Source organism: Rhodanobacter sp. UC4452_H20 (genome assembly GCF_052978205.1).
This window is the reverse complement of the sequence record NZ_CM129662.1, coordinates 1,327,637-1,350,915: the sequence shown is the minus strand read 5'-3', so window position 1 is coordinate 1,350,915 and position 23,279 is coordinate 1,327,637. Positions and strand designations below refer to the sequence as shown.

General features: G+C 62.6%; 25 protein-coding genes. 18 read left to right on the top strand and 7 right to left on the bottom strand.

Going from position 1 to position 23,279, the window contains the following annotated elements; translation table 11 throughout:
• Positions 1–17 precede the first annotated feature (17 nt).
• From hutU to ACVCMC_RS06555, 4 genes are all read left to right on the top strand, one after another.
• A complete protein-coding gene (gene hutU, locus ACVCMC_RS06570) occupies positions 18–1,688 on the top strand; it encodes a urocanate hydratase (RefSeq protein ID WP_447099101.1) in 1,671 nt (556 codons plus the stop codon).
• A 117-nt stretch (positions 1,689–1,805) separates the two neighbouring features.
• A complete protein-coding gene (locus ACVCMC_RS06565) occupies positions 1,806–3,014 on the top strand; it encodes an AAA family ATPase (protein ID WP_447099100.1) in 1,209 nt (402 codons plus the stop codon).
• A 59-nt stretch (positions 3,015–3,073) separates the two neighbouring features.
• The gene (locus tag ACVCMC_RS06560) at positions 3,074–3,442 is read left to right on the top strand and encodes a hypothetical protein (protein WP_447099099.1); all 369 of its coding nucleotides are present in this window, start codon (positions 3,074–3,076) and stop codon (positions 3,440–3,442) included.
• A gap of 622 nt (positions 3,443–4,064) precedes the next feature.
• Positions 4,065–4,757: an aspartate/glutamate racemase family protein gene (locus ACVCMC_RS06555; RefSeq protein WP_447099463.1), complete on the top strand. Its 693-nt coding sequence runs from the start codon at positions 4,065–4,067 to the stop codon at positions 4,755–4,757.
• A gap of 290 nt (positions 4,758–5,047) precedes the next feature.
• On the opposite strand, the gene ACVCMC_RS06550 is transcribed toward ACVCMC_RS06555, so the two are convergent.
• Both ACVCMC_RS06550 and ACVCMC_RS06545 read right to left on the bottom strand, forming a co-directional pair.
• Positions 5,048–6,034 carry an MBL fold metallo-hydrolase gene (locus ACVCMC_RS06550; RefSeq protein WP_447099098.1) on the bottom strand — a complete coding sequence of 329 codons (987 nt, stop codon included), beginning with the start codon at positions 6,032–6,034 and terminating at the stop codon, positions 5,048–5,050.
• An 88-nt stretch (positions 6,035–6,122) separates the two neighbouring features.
• The gene (locus tag ACVCMC_RS06545; protein WP_447099097.1) at positions 6,123–7,016 is read right to left on the bottom strand and encodes an alpha/beta hydrolase family protein; all 894 of its coding nucleotides are present in this window, start codon (positions 7,014–7,016) and stop codon (positions 6,123–6,125) included.
• Positions 7,017–7,391: 375 nt separating this feature from the next.
• Between ACVCMC_RS06545 and ACVCMC_RS06540 the strand changes: the two genes are divergently transcribed.
• The 9 genes from ACVCMC_RS06540 to ACVCMC_RS06500 all read left to right on the top strand — a co-directional run bounded on the left by ACVCMC_RS06540 (position 7,392) and on the right by ACVCMC_RS06500 (position 14,698).
• Positions 7,392–7,685, top strand: a complete 294-nt coding sequence (locus ACVCMC_RS06540) for a hypothetical protein (RefSeq protein ID WP_447099096.1) — start codon at positions 7,392–7,394, stop codon at positions 7,683–7,685.
• Between the two features lie 463 nt (positions 7,686–8,148).
• Positions 8,149–8,433, top strand: coding sequence for a PAAR domain-containing protein (locus ACVCMC_RS06535; protein WP_447099462.1), 285 nt, complete (start codon positions 8,149–8,151; stop codon positions 8,431–8,433).
• Positions 8,434–8,436: 3 nt separating this feature from the next.
• On the top strand, positions 8,437–8,697 hold the full coding sequence (locus ACVCMC_RS06530; protein ID WP_447099095.1) for a helix-turn-helix domain-containing transcriptional regulator: 261 nt from the start codon (positions 8,437–8,439) through the stop codon (positions 8,695–8,697).
• Positions 8,698–8,770: 73 nt separating this feature from the next.
• Positions 8,771–10,465 (top strand): site-specific DNA-methyltransferase, encoded by a 1,695-nt coding sequence (locus ACVCMC_RS06525; protein WP_447099094.1) that lies wholly within the window; start codon positions 8,771–8,773, stop codon positions 10,463–10,465.
• Positions 10,466–10,495: 30 nt separating this feature from the next.
• A complete protein-coding gene (locus ACVCMC_RS06520) occupies positions 10,496–10,702 on the top strand; it encodes an addiction module protein (protein WP_447099093.1) in 207 nt (68 codons plus the stop codon).
• A complete protein-coding gene (locus ACVCMC_RS06515; protein ID WP_447099092.1) occupies positions 10,702–10,998 on the top strand; it encodes a type II toxin-antitoxin system RelE/ParE family toxin in 297 nt (98 codons plus the stop codon). The genes ACVCMC_RS06520 and ACVCMC_RS06515 overlap by 1 nt, the downstream gene beginning before the upstream one ends.
• On the top strand, positions 10,995–13,667 hold the full coding sequence (locus ACVCMC_RS06510) for a DEAD/DEAH box helicase (RefSeq protein ID WP_447099461.1): 2,673 nt from the start codon (positions 10,995–10,997) through the stop codon (positions 13,665–13,667). Before ACVCMC_RS06515 ends, ACVCMC_RS06510 begins: the two co-directional genes overlap by 4 nt.
• 106 nt (positions 13,668–13,773) lie before the next feature.
• Positions 13,774–14,331 (top strand): hypothetical protein, encoded by a 558-nt coding sequence (locus ACVCMC_RS06505; protein WP_447099091.1) that lies wholly within the window; start codon positions 13,774–13,776, stop codon positions 14,329–14,331.
• Positions 14,332–14,428: 97 nt separating this feature from the next.
• The gene (locus tag ACVCMC_RS06500) at positions 14,429–14,698 is read left to right on the top strand and encodes a hypothetical protein (protein WP_447099090.1); all 270 of its coding nucleotides are present in this window, start codon (positions 14,429–14,431) and stop codon (positions 14,696–14,698) included.
• On the opposite strand, the gene ACVCMC_RS06495 is transcribed toward ACVCMC_RS06500, so the two are convergent.
• Positions 14,650–15,741, bottom strand: coding sequence for an ISL3 family transposase (locus ACVCMC_RS06495; protein ID WP_447099089.1), 1,092 nt, complete (start codon positions 15,739–15,741; stop codon positions 14,650–14,652). The genes ACVCMC_RS06500 and ACVCMC_RS06495 overlap by 49 nt on opposite strands.
• 250 nt (positions 15,742–15,991) lie before the next feature.
• Between ACVCMC_RS06495 and arr the strand changes: the two genes are divergently transcribed.
• Positions 15,992–16,426, top strand: a complete 435-nt coding sequence (gene arr / locus ACVCMC_RS06490) for an NAD(+)--rifampin ADP-ribosyltransferase (protein ID WP_395118031.1) — start codon at positions 15,992–15,994, stop codon at positions 16,424–16,426.
• A 9-nt stretch (positions 16,427–16,435) separates the two neighbouring features.
• Here the strand turns inward: arr and ACVCMC_RS06485 are convergent, their stop codons facing one another.
• Positions 16,436–16,828: a hypothetical protein gene (locus ACVCMC_RS06485; protein WP_447099088.1), complete on the bottom strand. Its 393-nt coding sequence runs from the start codon at positions 16,826–16,828 to the stop codon at positions 16,436–16,438.
• 35 nt (positions 16,829–16,863) lie between these two features.
• Here ACVCMC_RS06485 and ACVCMC_RS06480 point away from each other — a divergent pair, with 35 nt between their 5' ends.
• A complete protein-coding gene (locus tag ACVCMC_RS06480) occupies positions 16,864–17,253 on the top strand; it encodes a TonB-dependent receptor (protein ID WP_447099087.1) in 390 nt (129 codons plus the stop codon).
• 108 nt (positions 17,254–17,361) lie between these two features.
• Here the strand turns inward: ACVCMC_RS06480 and ACVCMC_RS06475 are convergent, their stop codons facing one another.
• Positions 17,362–18,531, bottom strand: coding sequence for a cytochrome-c peroxidase (locus tag ACVCMC_RS06475; RefSeq protein ID WP_447099086.1), 1,170 nt, complete (start codon positions 18,529–18,531; stop codon positions 17,362–17,364).
• 380 nt (positions 18,532–18,911) lie between these two features.
• On the opposite strand from ACVCMC_RS06475, the gene ACVCMC_RS06470 reads away from it, so the two are divergent.
• The gene (locus ACVCMC_RS06470; protein WP_447099085.1) at positions 18,912–19,847 is read left to right on the top strand and encodes a hypothetical protein; all 936 of its coding nucleotides are present in this window, start codon (positions 18,912–18,914) and stop codon (positions 19,845–19,847) included.
• A 107-nt stretch (positions 19,848–19,954) separates the two neighbouring features.
• Here ACVCMC_RS06470 and ACVCMC_RS06465 read toward each other — a convergent pair whose 3' ends face one another.
• Positions 19,955–21,676: an ankyrin repeat domain-containing protein gene (locus tag ACVCMC_RS06465; RefSeq protein ID WP_447099084.1), complete on the bottom strand. Its 1,722-nt coding sequence runs from the start codon at positions 21,674–21,676 to the stop codon at positions 19,955–19,957.
• Positions 21,677–21,832: 156 nt separating this feature from the next.
• Positions 21,833–22,261 (bottom strand): GFA family protein, encoded by a 429-nt coding sequence (locus tag ACVCMC_RS06460; protein WP_447099083.1) that lies wholly within the window; start codon positions 22,259–22,261, stop codon positions 21,833–21,835.
• A gap of 279 nt (positions 22,262–22,540) precedes the next feature.
• On the opposite strand from ACVCMC_RS06460, the gene ACVCMC_RS06455 reads away from it, so the two are divergent.
• Together ACVCMC_RS06455 and ACVCMC_RS06450 are read left to right on the top strand one after the other, a co-directional pair.
• Positions 22,541–23,047: a DUF2975 domain-containing protein gene (locus ACVCMC_RS06455; RefSeq protein WP_447099082.1), complete on the top strand. Its 507-nt coding sequence runs from the start codon at positions 22,541–22,543 to the stop codon at positions 23,045–23,047.
• The gene (locus ACVCMC_RS06450) at positions 23,047–23,277 is read left to right on the top strand and encodes a helix-turn-helix domain-containing protein (protein ID WP_395118045.1); all 231 of its coding nucleotides are present in this window, start codon (positions 23,047–23,049) and stop codon (positions 23,275–23,277) included. The genes ACVCMC_RS06455 and ACVCMC_RS06450 overlap by 1 nt, the downstream gene beginning before the upstream one ends.
• Positions 23,278–23,279 lie beyond the last annotated feature (2 nt).

The window sequence follows — 23,279 nt, the reverse complement described above, 5'->3', positions numbered from 1 at the left end:
CACCGGAGCGCATCGCCATGAACGCACCCACCCGCATCGACACCACCCGCACCATCCGCGCGCCCCGCGGCAGCGAGCTTTCCTGCAAGAGCTGGCTCAGCGAGGCGCCGTTCCGCATGATCCAGAACAACCTCGACCCCGAGGTGGCGGAGAATCCGGCGGAGCTGGTGGTGTACGGCGGCATCGGCCGCGCCGCGCGCAACTGGGAGTGCTTCGACGCGATCTTGCGCAGCCTGCGCGAGTTGAACGACGACGAGACCCTGCTGGTGCAGTCCGGCAAGCCGGTTGGCGTGTTCCGCACGCATGCCGACGCGCCGCGCGTACTGATCGCGAACTCCAACCTGGTGCCGCACTGGGCCACCTGGGAGCACTTCAACGAGCTCGATAAAAAGGGCCTGATGATGTACGGCCAGATGACCGCCGGCTCGTGGATCTACATCGGCTCGCAGGGCATCATCCAGGGCACCTACGAAACCTTCGTCGAGATGGGTCGCCAGCATCACGGCGGCAACCTCAAGGGCAAGTGGCTGCTCACCGCCGGCCTCGGCGGCATGGGCGCGGCGCAGCCGCTGGCCGCCTCGCTGGCCGGCATGTGCAGCCTCAACATCGAATGCCAGCAGAGCCGCATCGACTTCCGTCTGAAGACCCGCTACGTCGACGAGCAGGCCAGCAGCCTCGACGACGCGCTGGCGCGCATCGCGAAGTACACGAAAGCCGGCGAGGCGAAATCCGTCGCGCTGCTCGGCAACGCCGCCGACATCCTGCCGGAACTCGTGAAGCGGGGCGTGCGCCCCGACGCCGTCACCGACCAGACCAGCGCGCACGACCCGGTCAACGGCTACCTGCCGCAGGGCTGGACACTGGAGCAGTGGTTCGAGCGCCGCAAGGCCGACCCGGTCGGCACCGCCCGCGCCGCCAAGCTGTCGATGAAGACCCACGTGGAGGCGATGCTCGCCTTCCACGCGCAGGGCATCCCCACCTTCGACTACGGCAACAACATCCGCCAGATGGCGCAGGACGTCGGCTGCGAGAACGCGTTCGCCTTCCCCGGCTTCGTGCCCGCCTATGTGCGCCCGCTGTTCTGCCGCGGCATCGGGCCGTTCCGCTGGGTGGCGCTTTCCGGCGACCCGGAAGACATCTACAAGACCGATCAGAAAGTGAAGGAGCTGATCCCCGACGACGAGCACCTGCACCACTGGCTGGACATGGCGAAAGAGCGCATCAGCTTCCAGGGGCTGCCGGCGCGCATCTGCTGGGTGGGGCTGGGGCTGCGCGACAAGCTCGGGCTGGCCTTCAACGAGATGGTGCGTAATGGAGAATTGAAGGCGCCGGTGGTGATCGGGCGCGACCACCTCGACTCCGGCAGCGTCGCCTCACCGAACCGCGAAACCGAAGCGATGAAGGACGGCAGCGACGCCGTCAGCGACTGGCCGCTGCTCAATGCGATGTTGAATGTGGCTGGTGGGGCGACGTGGGTTTCGTTGCATCATGGCGGTGGGGTGGGGATGGGGTATTCGCAGCACTCCGGCATCGTGATCGTGTGCGACGGTACGGCCGAGGCGGACAAGCGGATTGCGCGGGTGTTGTGGAACGATCCGGGCACCGGGGTGATGCGGCATGCGGATGCGGGGTATGAGATTGCGGTGGGGTGTGCGAGGGAGCAGGGGTTGAAGTTGCCGATGGTTTGATGGCTTACCAATAATAACCTTGAGGCAAAGATAATGGCATTAAAGACAACAAAGGAAAAAACTCTAGTAGTCAAGAACTTCTCGTGCATCGAGAAGGCTAGTTTTCAAATAAACGACTTGACATTGATCATCGGTCCTCAAGCTAGCGGAAAAAGCGTTCTTTGCAAATTATTTTATTTCTTTCATTCCATTCCAGATGAGCTTCCACGATGGGTGCAGGATGTGGGTAAAGGAGGGGATCTTAAGGAAAGGATTTTGGAGCGATTCTCCGAATGGTTTCCGCCGAGTAGTTGGGGAAGTCGCCAGTTTTCGATTATATATTCGACTGGTGAATTTTCACTCACGATCACTAAGTCACGAAGTCGGGATCCTAAAGCCAAGCTGGTTGGATCTAAGAGTTATGATGATTTGTTTAACAAGTTAGTTAGCGTCTATAAATCCAGCAGGGAAAGCAAGGCTGCCAGAGAGAGCGCTGAAGTTGATAGCGGCTGGAGACTCTACACCGTATTGGATAAAACGATCGATTCGTTGATGGGCGACGAGAAGCCACTTGGTCAGCTATTTATCCCTGCTGGGCGTTCCTTCTTTACGAGCGTTGGCAAGATCGTTGCCGCATTCGAGGCGGGCGGTATCCTGGATCCTGTTGTTTCACGATTTGGCAGGCTAGTCACACAGTTGCGCGAGCATGCATTTTTTGAGGGCGAGCCGAAAAATAAGAATTTATCTATTATTGAGGGATTGATAGGCGGTCATGTAATTCGAGAGCGCGGGCGGGAGTTCTTGTCAACACCCGACGGTAGAAACATTCCATTTTCGGCACTCTCGTCCGGTCAGCAAGAACTCCTCCCGTTATTTGATGGGCTTCGCTTCTCTCAGTTTTCTGAACAAAATAACCTTGTTTATATCGAGGAGCCTGAGGCACATCTATTTCCGAGTGCGCAGACTGACCTGGTAGGTATGTTTGCTCAGCTGATCAATAGCGGCAAGAAAAAGGTTGTATCCAGATCAAGAAATAAGACTCTTGCGAATCGCCAAATTGTTTTGACAACTCACAGCCCCTATGTCTTGGCAAAAATAAATAATTTGATCAAGGCCGGAGATCTTGGGTCGCGCGTGGTCGGTGAGAAGAAAAAGGCCATCGAGAAGATAGTTGACCCGTCTTGCTGGATTAGCCCGAGAAGTGTTTCGGCATACAAAATTGTTGATGGTAAGCTTTCCTCCATAATTGATGATTATGGTTTGATAGATGGAGATTATATTGATAGTGTTTCAGCCGCCACCGGAATCGAATTCGATGCACTCATAGATATTGAGGTATCTCTATGAGTTGCAAGGCTTATAGGACGCGTAGTTCAGTGTCGAACATAAAGATTGAAGATCATGGAATGTCTGCCGTTTTTTTGAATCCACGAAGGCAGGTTCACCATATCGTCAAGGTGGATGGTGGTTTGGTTGCCCAGCAGCGTGCGGCCGATTATGTCGTCTCCAAGCCGGGGGTGGGAGATTTGGTAGTAGAGCTAAAGGGAAAGGATGTGGGCGTTGCTTGTAAACAAATTGAGGCGACGCTGTGCATAATGAATCGATGTGAGGAGAAGCGATCTCCAGTTGCAGGATTGATCGTTTGTACCCGAGTTCCATGCTTTGATACCAAAGTTCAAGGTTTGAAGAGTTATTTTGCAAAAAGATACAAAAGCCGCCTCACAGTATGCTCATCGAAGAATAAGTTTGACTTCGAGAAGTTCTTTGGAAAATAGCTCCGAAACCGAGAAGTTCTTTGGAAAATAGCCCCGAAACCGGGACGGAGTCTGAGGTTTCCCCACGAAACCCTACGTTGAATCAGTGGCTTGGCATTGCTGCGCATGGAAAGAAGTGCGCGCATGGTGCAGTCTTCAAGGTGACGAAACCAGCGAGGACTACCAGGCCATGCGCGCCAGCCGAGTATTGCAGAAGTGTCTTTCAGGTTCATTCACGGCTATGCACCGTTCGCGATTAGAAACAGGGGTCAGAGTAAGATGGCCCGGGTTTGACGGACACCTTTGAACGGGGACAATCCCCTAGGAGGTAAAGTTAAAGGGGACGTAAAGTTAAAGGGGACGTGGCTAAAGTTAAAGGGGACGTGGCTAATTAAATTCTGACGCCGTTCTTTCGGTGGGTGGGGAGCATAGCGCTTGTCCGTAGGAATAAGGGAACGGACCCTTTTTTGCTTTTTTGGGCCGCCTTGCGATCAAACAGCAACTGGGGCGGAAACTCGCACCAAGGAAGATCGACCGGCCGAGAAAGACCGCCATCGAAACCGTAGACCTGCTGGAAAGTCGACTCTGACCGCGGTTTTACCTTGTGCGAGAATTCTCGCCAATCCATTGGGCGTTGCACGGCATGAAAACTATCGGGCTGATCGGTGGCATGAGCTGGGAATCCACGATGCACTACTACCAGCGCATCAACGAGCTGGTTGCCGCACGCCTGGGCGGCCTGCACTCGGCCAGGTTGCTGCTGTGGAGTGTCGAGTTCGCCGAGATCGCGCGCCTGCAACACGCCGATGACTGGGATGCGGCCGGCCGCATCCTCGCAGGTGCCGCGCGCCGGCTGGAACACGCCGGGGCCGAAGGCCTGTTGATCTGCGCCAACACGATGCATCGGGTGGCGCCTGCGGTCGAGGCGGCCGTCAGCGTTCCGGTGCTGCACCTTGCCGACATCACCGCCCAGGCCTTGCTGGCCGACGGCCACCGCAGCGCCGCGTTGCTTGGCACCCGCTTCACCATGGCCCAGCCGTTCTATCGCGAACGGCTGGAACGTCACGGCCTGTCCATCAGCGTGCCGACATCGGAAGAACAAGACGCGCTGCACCAAATCATCTTCGATGAGCTGGTGAAGGGGCGCGTGGAGCCGGCATCGCGCGAACGTTTCATCACGATCATGCGCCGGATGCACGCCGCGGGCGCGCAGGCGGTGATCCTCGGCTGCACCGAGTTCGGCATGCTGCTGCGCGCAGAGGATGCGCCAGACATCCCGCGCGTCGACACAACCGAACTCCACTGCCAGGCCGCCGTGGGTTGGATGCTCGCGTAACGCTCCGGTTACAAGACGCGACCTGACCCACTTTCAGTCGGGGTGCCCCCAGACGCTCACCGACGGCGCAGCCTGAAACCAAGCAAAGATTGCCGCATTCCAACCGCAAGGATCGCAGCACCCCAACACAACCGCCGCGAACGCCAGCGGACCATCGGCGCCACACGCTGGCGACAGCTCAGAAAGTCGATCCTGGCCCCTGTTTTCTCGAAAGCCCGCTGGAAAGTGCACTCTGAACCAGGTTTCAGGTTTCAGGTTTCAGGTTTCAGGTTTCACCGGTTTCACCGGTTTCAGCGATTGTTCCAGGGGAAGCCGGTCGCCAGGGTCATCTGGTCGTTGACCGGATACCTGCGCGGATAGAAGCCCGTGAACGTTGCCGTGCCGGCCTGGACCGCCATCAATGTCCGGTCCAGGTCGCGAAGGTCTTTCACGGTCAGCCAGGGCGCCGCCACGCCCTCGCCCTTTCGACAGCAGTGCGCGGTCCACAGGATCGTGTCGCCGGGCAAGGTCGCGAGCAGCCGCTGCGCCGTCTGGCGATAGGCCGACAAGCTCGCGCCCGGCAGGAAGGCGTAAAGCGTGGTGGGATAGACGTAGTCGCCGATGAAGAGCCGATGGTCCGCTGCATCGAACAGCGCCGCGGAGCTTGGCGTATGGCCTGGGGTGGACAGGACGGTCAACGAGCGGCCGCCCAGATCGATCACGGCGCCGGGGCTCAGCCATTCGGTGATCCGCGTTGCCGGAGCGCTGCGCCCGTCCCAAAAGCCGAGGTACGCGTAACGACTCGGCCGCAGGCGCCCGTTGGACACATCCGCACGCGTCTGTGGCAGATCGATCATGGCCACGTGATCGAAAGCACCGATCCCGCCGAAGTGGTCGAAGTGCAGATGCGAGACCATCACCGTGACTGGAAGGCGCGTGAGGGATCTCACCACCTTGCCGATGTCGCGCGTTCCCGACCCCGAGTCGAACATCAGCGCGCGCTTCGTTCCGATGATCAGGTAGGAGTAGTTCTGCTGGTAGTAGCGCGGCTCGCCGATGGCGAAGGTTCCCGCGCCGAGATCCTGCACCACGAAATAGCCATCGAACATGCGGCCCTTGGCGATTCTGGCCGGCGCGGGATCGACGATCACGTGCGGCTCCAACCGGGGCATCAGCTCGGCGTAAACGAACGGCGCAAACGCCGCGGCCAGCACGGCACCGACCAGCAACACGCCGACGATGACACCCGCGGCGACCCATGCCCTGCGCCAGATGCGGGAACCGGTTTGTTTGCCCATGCTCGCTCCCGCTGTTCGACGTCAGACTGCGCCGTGTCCAGGCCACCGTCGCAATCCGGGACGCCAGAAATTGAACCCGACCCCGGTTCTATTTAGGCAACCCCGCCAGCCACGCCAGCACCGCGTGTGACAGCTCGATGCGCTTGTCCGAATAGGCGTGGTCGGTGGCGAAATGCCGGGTGGTCACGTGCGTGTCGCCGGCGTTGCGCAAGGCAGCGGCGAAGGCGCTGTTCTCCCGGGTGAGGCCGTCGTCGGCCGTGAGGATCAGCGCGTTGCGGTTTTTCAGTGCATCCACCTTGTCCAGGAACGGCCAGCTCATGGCGTGGTCCGCCAGCTCCCTGGCCAGCCCGTCTGGTGTGCATCCCGCCAGCGGCGCCATGCCTTCTTCGGCCAGTCCGTGGGCCATGGCGGCGATCGCGTCGGAGCGCTTTTCCTTCTCGAGTAGAGCTTGCATGCGTCCGGACATGTCGGCGGCCGAGATGGTGGCGAAGGCCTTGATCGCGGGATCCGCCGCAGCGGCCTCGACGGTCATGAAGCCGCCCATGCTGTGGCCGATCAGCACGATGCGGTTGGGATCCAGTCGCAACGACCGGGCCACCTCCGGCTGGCGCAGGTAGGCGATGGCGGCCCCGGTATCCTCGATGCTGTGCGCGAACGAGAAGCCGCCCGGCGTGCCCCACGAACCGCGGTAATTGAAGTACAGGACATCCCAACCGGCGCGTCGCATGTCCTGCGCCAGATCGAGGTTGCGCTCGTTGCCGGGAAACCCGTGCAGCAGGATCACCACCGGATGGGGACCCGCGCCCGCGGCGATGTAGACCAATGCGTTCATCAGCTCCCCATGGCTGGGGATCTGCATGGTCTGCATGGAGGCGCGATCAGGCGCGTGGGCCATTGCCGCATCCTGAGGCGTACCCGGAACCGGCGGCATCCCGGCGCGGACGGCTCCAGCGGCGAGCGCAAGACAGGCGCTGAGGAACACAACCCTTGCGTGCTTCATGGCATTCCCCTGAGCGGAATTGGACGGGTCTGGTATGGAAGGAGCGCCGAACGCCAACCTTGTCAGATTACTCCGCCGAACATGAAGAGGTGTCACTGAAAAGGTGTCAGGGACAATTTTGGGTCGGCAATGGGGTCGCCAAATTTTCCATGACACCATTCTTCGAATCGGCAACCCGCGGCCTGATCGCTGCGAGGTGATGCCCGGCATGCCGTGAAGAGCCACCGCATCGTCTTTTGCGACGCGAGTCCCAAAGGGACGTGGCAACGCATCCGGCCAGACACGCTGGCGGGCTATCATCGTGCCAGCATCTGAAACCCTGGCCGTCGCTGCGTCACTCACTCAAGGAAGGTCCACATGTTCAGGGCAATCGAGCCATATCTGCTGGTCAACGATTCGGGCGTCGAAGTGTCACGCAGCGATCGCAACGCCATGCAGTACCGCAAGGGCGACCATGTGCTGTCGTTGTATTGCGACACCATCGCGTCCGACGACGGACGGTTCGGCGCCGCCATCCTGTTGCCGCTTGATCTGCACTGGGATCCGCCCTTCGAACGGGAACGGATCGATTTCTTTGAACGCGCGACGATCGAGAAAGATCTGCTGGATGCCTGGCGCGTGGTCGATTACCGGGTGACCATCGAGCGCTGATTCCATGACATCCCACACGGAAGTGGTGCGGCTCAAGGGCCTCATAGCGTCGGGAGCGATGTCGGTCGCCTCGCCGCACGATGGCGCGGTTTTCTACTCGGATGACGCGGGCAAGAATCGCGTTGCGGTCGAAGCGTATGCGAAGCGCTGCGGTCAGGCGGGGAAGCAAACCACGACACTGGAGGCGACCCGCTGCGGACAGTGGCTCGAAAGCGAGCATCTTTATGCTTCGCCGCTCTCGTTGTCTGCGGACGACATCTGGGCGGAAGCGTCGGTGAAGTACGCCCGGGAGGCATCGGGAAGCTGCCGTTGCTTGGTCGCCCACGCGCCATCCGATCGGGTCTTCCGCAAGCACGAGCTGGCCACGCTACTCGACAACGACAAGGTCACCGACCTCAACAACATCCCGCGGCAGACGCTGAAGTCCATCCATGACCGTGACCCCGGCGCGGCTTTCTCGGCGTTGGAACAGGCGGATCTGGCATTGAGGGGTGCCAAGGTTTCCGATTTTCACGTATGTCCGGTGGTGACGGGAGTCGTTCCCCATGTGGATGGGCCGATATCCATGGGATGCCCGACGGTGGCAGCACGAGTGGGGGACATGGCCGTTTGCGTGGGCCCACCAGACATCATCGCCAAGGGCTCGACCAAGGTCTTCATCGGCGGAATGCCGGCAGCGCGGATATCCGACAGCACGGCCCACGGCGGACAGATAGTTCTGGGAGCTTTCACGGTGCTGATCGGGTAGACATTGACCGGTTCGGCCCCATCCAGGCGACAGAAGCTCTCGCATCAGGCTCCCGATACGGCCGCACGTGCACGAAACACAAGCCTGTTGGCCGAAGCCGCCGGCCTGACTCGGGCAGGGCTGTACGAGGCACTGTCCAGCGAGGGCAACCCCAGTCCCGCCAGTACCATGAAGATGGCGAGGGCGCTTGGCTATCGGTTGAGCTGCTGCTTGATCGTGAGCGACATTACGCCATGGCGCGTGCGGTCGGGTCGCGGCGCCTGAGACGGTTGCGGGTAAACTGGGCCGCATCGCAACCATCGGCAGCGCCGAGCTTTCGGCAGGGGATCGCAGACACATGCCCGTACTGGACTGGATCGGCAAGCAGGCCGTCGTCAAACACCATCGTGACGTGCCGTATCGCTTGCTGGAGCCGGTGCCGGAGCTTTCCTGTCTCCCTCTCCCTCCGGCAGAGGGCCGGGGTGAGGGTTCGGGCCTTGCGGAAAACGACAGCGGCAACCTGATCGTCCAGGGCGACAACCTGCTGGCGCTGAAGGCGCTGCTGCCGCGCTATGCGGGGCAGGTCAAATGCATCTATATCGACCCGCCCTACAACACCGGCAACGAGGGTTGGGCCTACAACGACAACGTCAACAGCCCGGAGATCAAAAAGTGGCTGGGCGAGGTCGTGGGCAAGGACGGCGAGACGCTGGACCGCCACGACCGCTGGCTGTGCATGATGTATCCGCGGCTGATGCTGCTGAAGCAGTTCCTGCGCGAGGATGGGGTGATTTTCGTTTCGATTGACGACAACGAACTTCACCACCTGCGCAGCGTTCTCAATGAAGTGGGCGGTTTCAAATTCGTGGGTTGCATTGTCTGGGAGCGAAAGCGAAAGGGATCACACCTCTCGAAGAAGCTCACAAAGAAGACCGAGTACATCGTGGTTTGCAGCCGGCGGTCGAACGATATTGAGTTGGTTGGTGATGATGTCGGTGAAGATGAGGATTTCCCGCTGGTCAAGCGAACCAACGGAGTGAAAGACCTCCACATTCCCGTTGACAAGCTTGGTCCTACCGGACTCCCGGATGGTATCTATCCTCGTGGTCAATACGGTCGTGGTGGAACTGCTGTCGAGCTTGTCCACGATGCAACGGTGGTTGATGGCCGATTCACGTCCGATGTCTACTTGAGGGGACCATTCGTATGGACTCAGGAAAATATGGATAGAGAGCTCGCGTCAGGTGGACGGTGCTTTCTGCGCACAAAAAATATGTCGTTGCGTGCCGTGAAAGGTTCGGACAACCAAGGACAGAAAGGCCTCAGCAGCCTACTGACAAAAGAAGTAGGGACGAACGAGGATGCATCGTCTGAACTCGCGGAAATCCTCTCGGTTGATCTCAACTCAGTCTTCCAGTACTCGAAGCCGTGTGGCCTAGTGAAAGCATTGGTTAGGGCGGCAACCTTCTCCGACCCGGACTCACTGATTCTCGATTCATTTGCGGGCTCCGGTACCACCGCCCACGCCGTGCTGAAGCAGAACGCCGAAGACGGCGGCAACCGTCGCTGCATCCTCATCGAGATGGACCCGAAGATCGCACGCGACGTCACTGCCGAGCGCGTGCGCCGCGTGGCGCAGGGCTACACCAATGCCAAGGGCGAACAAGTCGCGGGTCTCGGCGGCGGCTTCCAGTTCTGCAAGCTTTCCGACGAACCGTTGTTCACCGCCGAAGGCCAGGTGCGCGACGACGTGACGTTCGCCCAACTGGCGGAGTTCGTGTGGTTCGTGGAGACGGGAGCGGGCTTCGCAGGCAATACCAACTCACCCCGGATCGGCGTGCACGAAGGCCGCGCGGTGTACCTGCTCTACAACGGCATCCTCAAGGACAAGTCCGTGGCCGGCGGCAACGTGCTCACGGCCGCCGTGCTGGATGTTTTGCCGCCGTTCGATGGCCCGCGCGTCATCTACGCCGCCGCCTGCCGGCTGGGTGCGCCGCGGCTCGCGCGCGAGGGCATCGTGTTCAAGCAGACACCCTATGCGTTGGAAGGGTAATCTGGATTCCTGGAAAGCCGGAGGTGTGCCGTGAAGACCGAAGACATCGTCAAGAGTGTGTTGCAGCTCAAGCCCGGAGACCGCTTTGAAGTCGCCGACGCGATCCTGCGCAGCCTCGACCAGCCCGACCCTGCGCTCGATGCCGTCTGGCTGGATGAAGCCGAACGGCGGCTGGCGGCCTATCGCAAGGGGATGGTTGCCGGCACCCCCGCGGAAGATGTGGTCGGCAAGCTGTAATGCGCCTGGTCTTCTCGCCGGAGGCGCGATCGGAATTTGAGGCCGCGGAGCGCTACTACGAGGTGCAGCTGATCGGGCTCGGCAAGGTGTTTCGCGAGGAGGTGCGCGCGGGGCTGCGGCGCATCCGCAGCTGGCCGCTCGCATGCCCGGTCGAGCGCGGCACGATCCGGCGGGCGGTGCTGGGCCGCTTTCCCTACAAGTTGCTGTACTCGGTGGAGCCGGAGGCCATCTACGTGCTTGCCGTGGCGCACCAGCATCGCCAACCGGATTACTGGACGGATCGCACCGACGCATGAGCGCCTATATCCCCAAGGTTTACCAGCAATCCGTGCTGGACAGCGTGCAAGCCTATTTCCGCGAAGTGCAGGTCACGGGCAACGCCAACAGCGCGTTCTACAACGCCACCCTGGCGTTGTGGGGGCGCGGTGTCGCCTATCGCCCGATCGACGGCTTCGACACGGCCATGCCGTATTTCTGCCTGCGCGTACCGACCGGCGGCGGCAAGACCTGGCTGGCAGCCAGGAGCGTCGCGCTGGTCAATACCCAATTGCTGCGCAGCGAGTTCAGCATGGTCCTGTGGCTGGTGCCGTCCAACACGATCCGTGAGCAGACGCTGCGCGCGTTGCGTGGCCGCGAGCATCCGTATCACGCCGCGTTGCGCGAGGCGGGCCCGGTCACCGTGCTTTCCCTGGACGAGGCCAAGAGCGTTACCCGCGCCACGCTGGAATCGTCCACCACGGTGATCGTGTCGACGGTGCAGGCGTTTCGTCGCGAGAACACCGAGGGGCTGAAGGTATTCGAGTCCAACGGCGCGCTGATGTCGCACTTCGAACATCTGGATCATGCCCAGCTTGCGGAACTACAGCGGGATGAGAACGGCGCCGTAGTGTGCTCGCTGGCCAACGTGCTGCGCTTGCGCCGGCCGTTCCTGATCGTGGACGAGGCCCACAACAGCCGCACGCCGCTTTCGTTCTCGACGTTCGCGCAGTTCCGCCCCAGCGGCATCATGGAGCTGACCGCCACGCCGGATACCGAGCAGACGCCCAGCAACGTGTTGCACAGCGTCTCGGCCGCGGAACTCAAGACCGAGAACATGATCAAGCTGCCGATCCGCCTCGAGACCGAGGGCGATTGGCAGAAGTGCCTGGCTTACGCCATTGACTGTCGTGACCAGTTGCAGTCGGCGGCGGATGCCGAACGGCGGCAGGGCGAACCCTACCTGCGGCCCATCGTGCTGATCCAGGCCGAAGCGCGGCGCAAGGACGTGGAAACCCGCGATGTGGAGGTGGTGAAGAAGGCCCTCATCGACAACCACAACGTCCCGGAAGATGAAATCGTCATTGCCACCGGGGAAACCCGCGGACTGGAAGCCGTCGAGAAGGGATACGCGCTCGGCGTCGCCGACGAGCATTGCCCGGTGAAATACGTGATTACCCAGCAGGCGCTGGCGGAAGGCTGGGATTGCCCGAGCGCCTACGTGCTGGTGAGCATGGCCGAGCTGCGTTCCTCCACTGCCGTGGAGCAGTTGCTGGGCCGCATCCTGCGCCAGCCGCAGGCGAAGGCGCGCGCATCGGTGATGCTCAACCAGTCCTACGCTTTCGTGGTATCGCGCGACTTCGGCCAGACGGCGGGCGCCCTGCGTGACCGGTTGGTCGACGGCGCCGGCTTCGAACGGCATGAGGTCGGCGATTTCGTGGTGGCAAGCAAGAGCGAGCAGGCCCGGCTGGACTTGTCGGCGCGCCCGGGCAAGGTGGTGGTCACGCCGGTGAGCGTTGCGCTGTCGGAGGCGCCGGATCTGCGCAGCATCCCCAAACCTGTCCGCGACAAGCTGGCATGGGACAGGAAGGCCGGCACGCTGACGATTACCGCACCGCTGACGCAAGACGAAACCGCGACGGTGCAGGCGAGCGTCACGCAAGCCGAGGCCAGGCAGGCGATCGAGCGTGCGGCCGAAAAATCCCGTGCCGCCGTCGAGATGTTCCAGACGCCCGCCGAACGCGGCGAGGTGCTGTCGGTGCCACAGATGGCGCTGCGCATCCAGGGTGAGTTGCAGCTGTTCGACGATCCCGAAGTGCTGGATTACCCCTGGACGCTGTCACCTTACGATGCGGTGCCGACGCACATGCAGCTCCAGGCACTGGACGGCAACCGGGTGGCGGAAGGTGGTGAGATCGACATCGATGCCGATTCCGGCAAGGTCACCACACGATTCATCGCGGATCTTCAACGCGACCTCGGCCTGAGCTATCGGCCCGAGCATTGGGATGAAAGCCGTCTGGCGACCTGGCTGACGCGCAATCTGCCGGAATCGGGGATTACCCACGCCAGCAAGCGTGCCTTCGTCGCGCACTGGCTGCGGCAGTTGCTTGAAGCCAAAGGGTTCGATCTCGCGCGGATCAATCGCCAAAAGTTTCTCATCCGCACGCTGCTGGAAACGCATGTGCGGCAGTTGCGGCAAGCCGCGGTGAATCAGGCGTACCAGGCGGCACTGTTTGGCGACGACGCAGCCGACCGTGTCGCGGTCGGCGACGACTACGCCTTCCGATTCAATCCGCAGGGCTACGCACCCAGCCGTGACTACGATGACCGCTTCGGCACGTTCGACTTCCGAAGGCATTACTACGGGCGCATCGGCGACTTCGACAGCAAGGAAGAGTTCGAATGCGCCTGCAAGCTGGACCAGTGGGCGCAGCAAGGCCGTATGCAGTTCTGGGTGCGCAACCTGGTACGCAAGGAAGGTTGCTCGTTCTTCTTGCAGAAGGCGGATGGGCGATTCTTCCCCGATTTCCTGTGCAAACTCAGCAACGGCACCACGTTGGCGGTCGAGTACAAGGGCGGCGACCGCTGGAACGACGCCCAGGACGATCGCGACATCGGTGGTTTGTGGGCCGCTCTCAGCGGCGGGCGCTGCCAGTTCGTGATGGTGCGTGATCGGCGGTGGGAAACCGTCGAAGCCTTGCTCTGATGCGGCGGGAGGAGAGCCTGTGAGCGTCGACGAAGAAGCCTCTGGCTGTTCTATGATGGGAAACGTCGGACCTTGTTCGCTTTCCGCGGTCATTCCCGGATGGAACATGCAACTGGTTCCCGAGGCGGTCGAACGTGTTCGACGAGGGCACGCGATCGAGACGGAACGCCTGAAAGGAAGCCGATTCATCGTGGCGGTCATGGTGTCGGCTTTCTCCATCGACAGCTTTCTGGACGATGTCTATCTCTGCGACGGTTTTGAGGACATGGGAGCCGCCGTAGATGGCGGTCGGATCGAACATCGAAAGCACGTCGCGGCAGGGTTCGCCGCCCATGCCGACGATCGCCCTCCGTGGAGGCAGTTGGAAGCGACCCTGGTCGACTGTCTTTCGATGTCACCGAAGTCCGCCTCAGGCATGTTTACCGTGGCGCGGGAAAAGATCGGCGACGACGGATATCTCGACAGCATCGACGTGCGTACCGTGGTGCTTGCGGTCAACCCGGAAAATCCGCTGGACGGGTCATTCGTGTCGGCCATCGACAGGGATTGGGACCTGATCAGGTACTTCGAGTCCGTTTCATCCATCAAGGCCGCTGCTGCTTTGTCCGGCGTCGAGGATGGCGCCACACTCGCTGCGCTCCGCCAGCACGAAGGCGACCACTGACCGAGGGGCGTCCGCAATTTCCCGGGCCACTCTGGTTGTCGCACCCGATGCGACAGCGTGAAGCTAGCCTGCAAGGCGCGGATGATGAGGACGGGGCATGGCCGGGACATTCTTTGAGTATTTTGATGGCTACGTGCGGGTAGCCTATTCAGGCGCGTCGTGGGGCGACATTTTCATCGACTTCTCGTTGTTCGGCGACACGGTTGCAGCGACGCCGTGTGACGACAAGTTCGAGAAAGGCGAGCCCGAACTTGCGACCCAGGACGATGTCACGATCCGGACATGGACATCGTGCACTGTTTCCGCCTTTTTTTTGGTTCATCGCGCCTTACCGGGAAAGGCGGCCTTGATTTTGAGGAAGAAGTAGGGGAAGTCGCGATAGCCATAGGCCATGCGCTTGATGACCTTGATGCGATTGTTCATGCCTTCCAGGACGCTGGTATTGAGTTGGTAGATGGCGCTGGCGACGATGCCTTCGATATACGGTGCCAACCGTTTGGCAAAGGCGATCAAGGGTGGGAGCCGGCTGTCCATGGCGAGGGTGTGCCATTCGTTCCAGCGCCGGCGGGCCTCGTCTTCGTCCGGGGCATACCACAGCTCCTTGAGCTGGGCCTTGAGCACGTAGACGGTCGTCAACGGCGCATTGGCTGCCAACAGATCATCCAGCTTGACGGCCTGCTCGTCGGTCAGGTTGCCCCGGTTGCGCAGCAGCAACCAGCGGCTGCGTTTGATGACGCGGCGGGCGGACGGATCGGCCTTGAGCACGTTGGCCTGATCCACGCGCACCCGGTCGATGACCTCCCGTCCGAACTTGGCGATGACGTGGAACAGGTCGTAGACCACGCGGATGTTCGGGCAGTGGGCTTTGGCTTCCAGGTCCATGGCCGTGTTCATGTCCATCGCCACCGCTTCGATGCGGGCGCAGGCCTCCAGCCCCAGCATCTCGAAGAACGGCCGCACGTCCTTGCGCGAGCGGCCTTGGCCCACCCACAACACCTGCTGGGTGTCGGCGCAGAGGGCGACGGTGGCGTAGCGATGGCCCTTGAACAGGGCAAACTCGTCCATGATGAGTCGACGCACCCGCGACAGATCCGGCGGTGTCACTTCGCGTGCCAGCCGCCGGGCATCGATGGCGCGGATGGTGTGCCAATGCAGCCCCGTGAGCTGACTGATATGACGGATCGGCAGCAGGCGCAGCAGGGCCTCGACATGGGCGATCAGATGACGCTCGCGCACTCGCCGGGTGCGACGCTCGTGGATCAGCCCGCAGGGCGCCTGGCAACGACCACAGCGCGGGTCAATGTGAGGATCCGCTTCCAGCCGGAGGAGCAGCTGCGTCTCCGACAAAGCCTGGGTCTCGAACAAACGAAACCCTATCCAAAAATGGGCAGCATCAATAGCATCGTGCATGAGGGCGGCGGCGGTTGAACCGCTGTTGGTGTGAGAGCTATCAGCTTATCCGCTGCCTGCCGCCCTCACCCTTTCCTTGTGCCTGTCAACACGATCTTTCCCGCTTACCCGCGAAGAACCAAAAAAAAGGAGGCGCACTGCGCCTCCCACCATCAATTTATATCAGTCACCGGGGCTTGCGGCAAGACTGCCGGGGCGTCTGAGAATCGCCGGCCTGCCGATCGGGCAGCAAGCATGAGGTACGCCGGGGATGCATGACGACGACGAGTGGGTTCCGGTTTCCCACGGGAACTGCCATCGCGTGGAAGGGCCGTTCTACCACGGGACGAAGGCGGATCTTTCCCTGGGTGATTTGCTGATGGCCGGGTTCACCTCCAACTACGACGTCCGCGTCGTGATGAACCACATCTATTTCACCGCCGTAGCAAAGGGGGCCGGCCTTGCCGCGGAGATGGCGCGCGGCAGGGGAAGGCCGCGGGTCTATGTCGTCACGCCGACCGGTGCGTTCGAAGACGACCCCAACGTGACGAACAAGAAATTCCCCGGCAACCCCACTCGCTCCTACCGAAGCGCGGCGCCGCTGAGGATCGTGGGCGAGCTCGAACGCTGGGAGCCCTACGACGCGGAGTTCATCCGGGAACTGAAGCGTCGCGTCGAAGCCGGCATGGGGGAGATCATCAATTGACACGTCGAGTCATTTCGGCGTGAGCCGATACAAGCCGCCGGGGCCGGCGTCCTCCAGCATCCACAGCGAGCCGTCCAGCGCTTCCTTGATATCGCACAGGCGCTTGCCGACGTTCCAGCGGTCGACCGCGGTGGTGCCGCACTTGCCATCGAACGTGACGCGGATGATGGCCTCGCTGGCCAAATGAAAGGGGACGTGAAAAAGAAGGGGCGTGGCTAATTGAATTCGGTCGTCGTCTGGCAAGGCCAGCCGCCTGCCTGGCTTGATTGGCCACGTCCACTTTTCCCGGTACGCCCTTCGCGTGACAGTTTCCGCGGGAAATACTTTCCGCGTGCCCGCTTCGAACATCTGTAGCAGAATCGCCCCGCGGCGGTGCGCAGCCGGCAGTGCATCGTGCGACATCGATGCCGGCCACCGGGGACCAGGGGAAAGACATCATGGCGCTCGATCGGAGATTTCTGCTCTGCGGTTTTGCCTATGCCATCGCGGGCATGGGGCTTGGCATCTACATGGCGGCTTCGCACAACCACGCCTTGTTCGTGGCGCACGCGCACATGCTGCTGCTGGGTTTTGTGGTGTCCTTCATCTACGCGTTGATCCACAAGCTGTGGCTCGTCGGCGCGGGGGGCAGGGTCGCCGGCTTCCAGTTCTACCTGCATCAGCTGGCGGTGCTGGTGTTGTCCGTGGGCCTGGTCCTGCTTTATGGCGGCGTGGTTCCGGAACCGGCGATCGGGCCCCTGCTCGGTGCGGCGGCGGTGGGTGTGCTGGTCGCCCTGTTGTTGATGGCCTGGCTGGTGCTGCGAATCAAAGGGGACGTGGCCAAATAAATCCGGTCGTCGTCTGGCAGGGCCAGTCGCCTGCTTGGCTGAATTGGCCACGCGCCCTTTTTTCTGGACGTCCCTGCATGCTTGCCTGGACAGCCTCATTCGTGCGGGTCACGGCTTGGGCCGCGGGGTGGTTGCCACGCTGGGTGGCAGGGTCGGCAGCGCGACCTTCGGCTGGTCGCCGGTCAGGGCCCCGAGGAAAACCTCGATCTTGCCGACCTCCTCGTCGCTCAGCTTTGCGCCGAGCTGGCTGCTGCCCATGATCGCGACGGCCTGGCGAAGATCCCACACCTTGCCCGTATGGAAATAGGGCGCGGTCAGCGCGATGTTGCGCAGCGAGGGCACCCGGAACACGTATTCGTCGCTGGCCGTCTTGGTCACCGCGAAGCGGCCCTTGTCCCCCGGCGGGAGAATGTCGGCACCGGGCCGCTCGACTACGCCGAACGGGGCGTACATGCCCCCGCCCACGTTGATGCCGTTGTGGCATGCCGCACAGCCCTTGTTGATGAACAGCGCCAGGCCTTCCTTCTGATTCGCGTCGAGCGCCTTCTCGTTGCCCTTGAGGTAGCGATCGAACGGCGCGTTCGGCGTGATCAGGGTGGCCTCGAACAAGGCGATGGCCTTGCGCACGTTGTCGAACGTGATCGGATCGGGCACGGCCGGATAGGCCTTGGCGAACACGGCGGCGTAGCCGGGAATCCCCTTGAGCTGTTCGACGACGTGTGACTCGGTGGTGTCCATCTCGACCGGGTTGACCAGCGGACCGCCAGCCTGCTGCTCAAGGTCCTTGGCACGCCCATCCCAGAATTGGGCGACGTCGAACACCGCGTTGTAGACGGTCGGTGCATTGCGACCGCCATGCTGCCAGCGATGACCCAGCGAAGTCTCCTGCAGGTCGACCCCGCCCATGCCGACCATGTGGCATGAGTTGCAGCTGATGGCATGGCTTTCGGACAGCCGGGGCTCGAAGTAAAGCAGCTTGCCTAGCTCCACCCTGGCCGGGGTCGCCGCATTGCCCGGCAACGGCGGCGCATTGGCGGGTATCGGTTTGAACAGACCTTGGGCCTGCTTCATCAATGCCGTTTGCGACCATGCCTGGCCTGTAGCCAGGGAGGCGAGAACCATCATTGAAACCAGCTTGATCGGTGACATGAGCTGACTCTCCGCAGTTGGGTGGCAATCGAAACCATCAATGTCCGTGGCGTATCCAGGAAACCCTGGCGATGCGCGAACGCGGCGCGGAACAGACGACATGGTGGACGTCGCCGGGGTCGTCGCCATGCCTGTCGTCCTGGCCCAAGCGGAGTCACCGGCTATGCCTGTCGATGCCGGATCGCGCTGGCAACACCCGCATGCTCGGTTCATCGGCACCGATGGCTGTTGACCGAGATCAACAAAAGCGATTTCGAAACGAAGGCAGGCGTCCGGCCCGCGACCATCGCTCCGTCCTGTCCGCAACAAGGGCATGCGGGAACAAAGGAGACGCGTCCAATTGAATTCGTGCTCGTGCGTCGGTCGAGATTGCGGATGGACCCGTCCGGGAACTGAACATGGCGGGCTCCTGGCCGCAGAGCGAAAAACGGTCAGTCGGGTTGTGCCGGCTGGCAAGCCTCGTGAGACCAGCGTATGGTCCGCACACGGCGCTGACTCAGGGGTGAGGCATGGCCTGCACACGGGAAGGCAGCGTCTTCGCGATTGCGGTGCCGCAAGGCGTGGAATCGTCGATCGCCTGCAAACCAACTTCAATCCACCAGGGGTCCCCACTCATGTCACGTTTCCGTCTTTTCTGCCGCGCCCTGGGCGTGAGCTTCGGCCTGGCTGCTGCCTGTGTGTCGTTGCCGGCTTTCGCGGGCGATCCGGTAGCGGTGACCTTCGCGGCCAACAGTGTCTGGGCGCAGGAAATCGGCAACCTCACGCATTCCGACAGCTCGCTCGATTACACGGTGGCGATCGCGGCGGGCAAGACGTTGCAGCTCAATCTCCTCACCCGCAATCCCAACGTGCGTTTCAGGGTGGAGGACCGGACCAACGACAAGCTGCTGCTGGATTCGCGCAAGACCGGTGAGTCCACCTGGACCTTGCCGAACGCGCCGGCTGCCACGTATGCGATCCATGTCTACATCGATCCCGCCGCGATACCATCCGGCGACACCGCCAAATACGCGTTGCAGGTCGGGCAGTACGGGGCCGAAGACATGCAGGTGCCCACAAGCGCGGTGACATTCGAAGCCGGCAAGCCGTGGGCACAACAGGCTGTGGTGTTGTCGCCCGGCGCCACCGCGCACAACTTCACCGTGGCCATCGCGGCGGGCATGACGGTGAAGATCAACCTCATTTCGGACAACCCTCGGCTGTACTTCAAGGTGACCGACCAGACCCACGACAAGGCACTGGTCGACACGAGCACGACCGGAGCGAACACCTGGACCGAATCGGTGGCGACGGCGACAAATTACGTGATCCAGGTGTATCTCGACCCGTCGGCGACGCCGTCCGGTCAAACCCGATTCACCCTGCAGGTCGGGCAATACCCGTCAGCGAACACGCAGCCCGCCGGCGCGACTACGGCCGCGGCGGCTTCCACGCCATCGATGTGATTGCGTTCGAAGCGGCCGGCGGCCGCTCCGGGCGTGACAGAGCAAAATAAGGGGTCGGCGTGCGCTTTCGGCACGCCGACCCCTTATTTCATGGTGCGCCGCTGCGCTCAGTCCGTACCCGAGCGCAAACCGTCGAAATACGCGGCGATCTCTTCCGGAAACGCGTAGCGCTCCTCCGGTATGGGCGAACCGGCGTCGATCAGCGCTTCCGCGCAGGCCAGCCAGTCGCCGCCGGGCGTGGTCTCGGCCCGGGACGCGAAGCTGAGCGTGCCGTAGACGTTGTCCTTGAAACCGTGGCGCTCGTCGTAGCGCGCGCCATGGGCGAGCAGGAAGCGTGCGAGCGATGCGTTGCCGCGGAATACCGCCCAGTTGAGCGCGCTGCCGTCGATGTCGCCGCCGCGCGTCGTGATCGGCCAACCTGCCTCAACCATCACGCGCACTGCTTCCTCCTCGTTGCCGGCGGCCATTTCCGGCAGCAGGCGCAAGGCGGCCGACGGCAGTTTGCCGATGAGGCCCGGGTCGTCGGCCAGCATCGCCTGCACGTTGGCGCGATCGCCTCGCGCGCACGCGCCGAGGAAGGCGTCATGCGGGCGGTCGTCGGGCACTGCGCCGGCTTGCACCAGTTGCCGGGCCACTTCGACGAGGCCAAGGCAGCACGCCAGGCGATAGGCGGAGACGCCGTGACCGTTGCTTGCCGAAGGATCGGCGCCGGCGTCGAGCAGCAGGCCGATGGTCGCGGGCGAGCGACGGCGGCGGATCGCGTGCAGCAAGGGGCTGCCGTCCGGGCCGGGTTCGTTCGGGTCACCCCCGTGGGCGAGCAGCAGGCGCACCGTGTCGGGATGCTCATGGTCGAGCGCGCGGAACAGCGCGTTGCAGCCGGTCACGCGGGCACCGGCCTCGAGCAGCAGGCGGACAATCGTGCTGTCGGCGATCTCGGTGGAGTGGTAGAGCGATTCGTTGTCGTTGGGGTTGGCGCCGGCTTGCAGCAGTCGCCGCGTGAGTGCGATGTCGTGGTTGCGACCGGCGGCGCCGTACAGGACGCTGAGCGAATCGTGCGGCAGCTCCGGATCGGTCCATCGCGCATCCGGGTCCGCGCCGGCATCGAGCAGCAGGTCCGCGCAGGCACGAATGCCCGGCGCGCAGGCGGGCAGGGCGATCAGCCCGGAAAAGGTGGCGCAGGCGAGCGGCGGCATGCCGTTGTCGGCGCGCGCCGTCGTGGCCCAGGCGGGATCGGCTGCGAGGGCGGCCTGCACTGTGGCGACGTCGCCGATGGCACAGGCAAGCGCGGGCGCGCCGACCAGCAGGTCCGCATGTTCGCGCAGCAGTCGCTCGGCCAGTGCGGGTTTGGCCGTCTGGTAGCCGTGGCCGAAGACCCAGTGCATCCACTGGCGTTTGCGCGCGTGCATGTCGACCGAGGCGGCCTGCAGTGCGACGTAATCCTTCAACTGCGACCACGAGCCGAAACCGTACTCGCGTGCGATGCAGGACTGCGCGTCGTGCAGGCGCAGTTCCATGGCGGCGATGGCGGCGTGATCGAGCCGGGCGGCGCCGGGCAGGGCAAGGCGAACGCGTTCGAGCGCATCGGGCTCGCCGTGGCGCACGTCCTCGAGCAGCCGCTTGGCCTGTTTCTTCAGATGGTCCAGATGCGGACGGGCGGGCAGGTTCTTCATGACAACCTCCATGCAATGAATGCCGAAGGTCCGCAATCCCGGCTGCACAAAGGTCGATGGTGGCCAGCGATGGACAAGTGGGTTGAACCCTTCCCGCGGACCCGGAGGCGGCTTGCGACGCCGGGGCGTGAGCATAGACCAGGAGCGAAGCGGGGCCAATCGCCAGGTAGCGTGGGTGTGGCACCCGGTTCGATGCGGGAATCAAACAGGGGCCGAGGCTGATCAAGTTCGATTGTCGTCCGCCACGGCAAGCCCCGCTGTTTCGTTGCACGTGCGTCAGGACCACTGCCCGTCCATGGGCTATCCGCCTGGACGTCACTCGGGCAGGGCTTGCCCCGATCCGCCAAGCTCGGCCGGGAAGTCTCTCAGCTTGGGCAAGCCGTCCTTCATCCGCAGCACGGTCTCGGCATAGTTCACGTGGACGGCGGGTACGAAGTCGAGATCCGGGATGGTGGCGGCGTAGACGTCGGTCAGGCCCAGCGTCGGATGGTCGGTCATCAGGTGCCCGCCGCATTGCTTGCAGAACTGGCGGTCGCTGGTTTCCGTCTTCTGGAAATGCCCGACGAATTCCGACCCCTTGGTTACCCTGACGCTGGCGGGTTTCCACAACGTGAATGCATTCACCGGTCCGGCCGACCAGGAGCGGCAGGAGCGGCAGTGGCAGTACCCCATTGCTTCGGGCGCGCCGGAGACCTCGATCTCCACGGCACCGCAGAAACAGCTACCCGTGTGCTTGTCTGTCATGTCGTTTCTCCAGCGTGTCGGTGGTGTTTCCCCTTGCCCTGATCGGGCGAATCATACGGCTGACGCGGCTCCGGGAGGGGCGAGGCAATCGAGTCGGCTTCCCCCGCTCGCCCGCTGCGGCTCTCTTCGGTGGCGAGGTGGCGTTGTCCTCACCGGAGCGTGCGCTGACTGATGCGACGGCGGAGGTTTTGGGAGGGCAGGACGATCATATCGTTTTTCATTGCGAATATATCGTTTTGCGATATATTACGGTCACTAAACGATACGTGGAGAGCAGCGATGGGGGATTTTGCGGTGCTGGCGCTGCGCGCCGTGATTGCGATCGCGCTGGCGGGTTCTCTGGTGGTGCAGGGCGTGATCGCGCCGTTGTTGTGGCAGGACCTGGAATCGGCGCGCGCGGACGTGCGCATTCCGCTGGTGGTGATCGTCATCCTCGGCGTGTTGACGATGCAGGTGACTGCGGTCTGCATCTGGCGGTTGCTGACCATGGTCCGGCGCGGCACGGTGTTCTCCTCCGCGGCCTTCCGCTACGTCGACATCGTGATCGGAGCCATCGCGGCAGCCTCGGCGCTCACGTTCGGCATGGCGGTGGTGGCCGCGCACGCCAACCGCATCACGCCCGGCGACGAAATCGCCCCGGGCCTGATCGCCATGGTCTGCGGCGCATCGCTGGTGATCGCCGGCGTGGCGCTGATCGTGCTGGTGCTGCGGATGTTGCTGGCGCAAGCGGTCGCGCTGGATTCGCAGGCCAGGCAGCTCAAGTCCGAACTGGACGAGGTGATCTGATGGCCATCCTGGTGGACATCGATGTCATGCTGGCCCGCCGCAAGATGGCCGTCGGCACGCTGGCCGAGCACATCGGCATCACGCCCGCCAACCTGGCAGTGCTCAAGAACGGCCGTGCCAAGGCCGTGCGTTTCACCACCCTCGCTGCGTTGTGCGAGGTGCTGGAATGCCAGCCGGGCGATCTGCTGCGTTGGGAGCCCGACGACGCCGCCGGGACGTCGGTGCGCTGAAG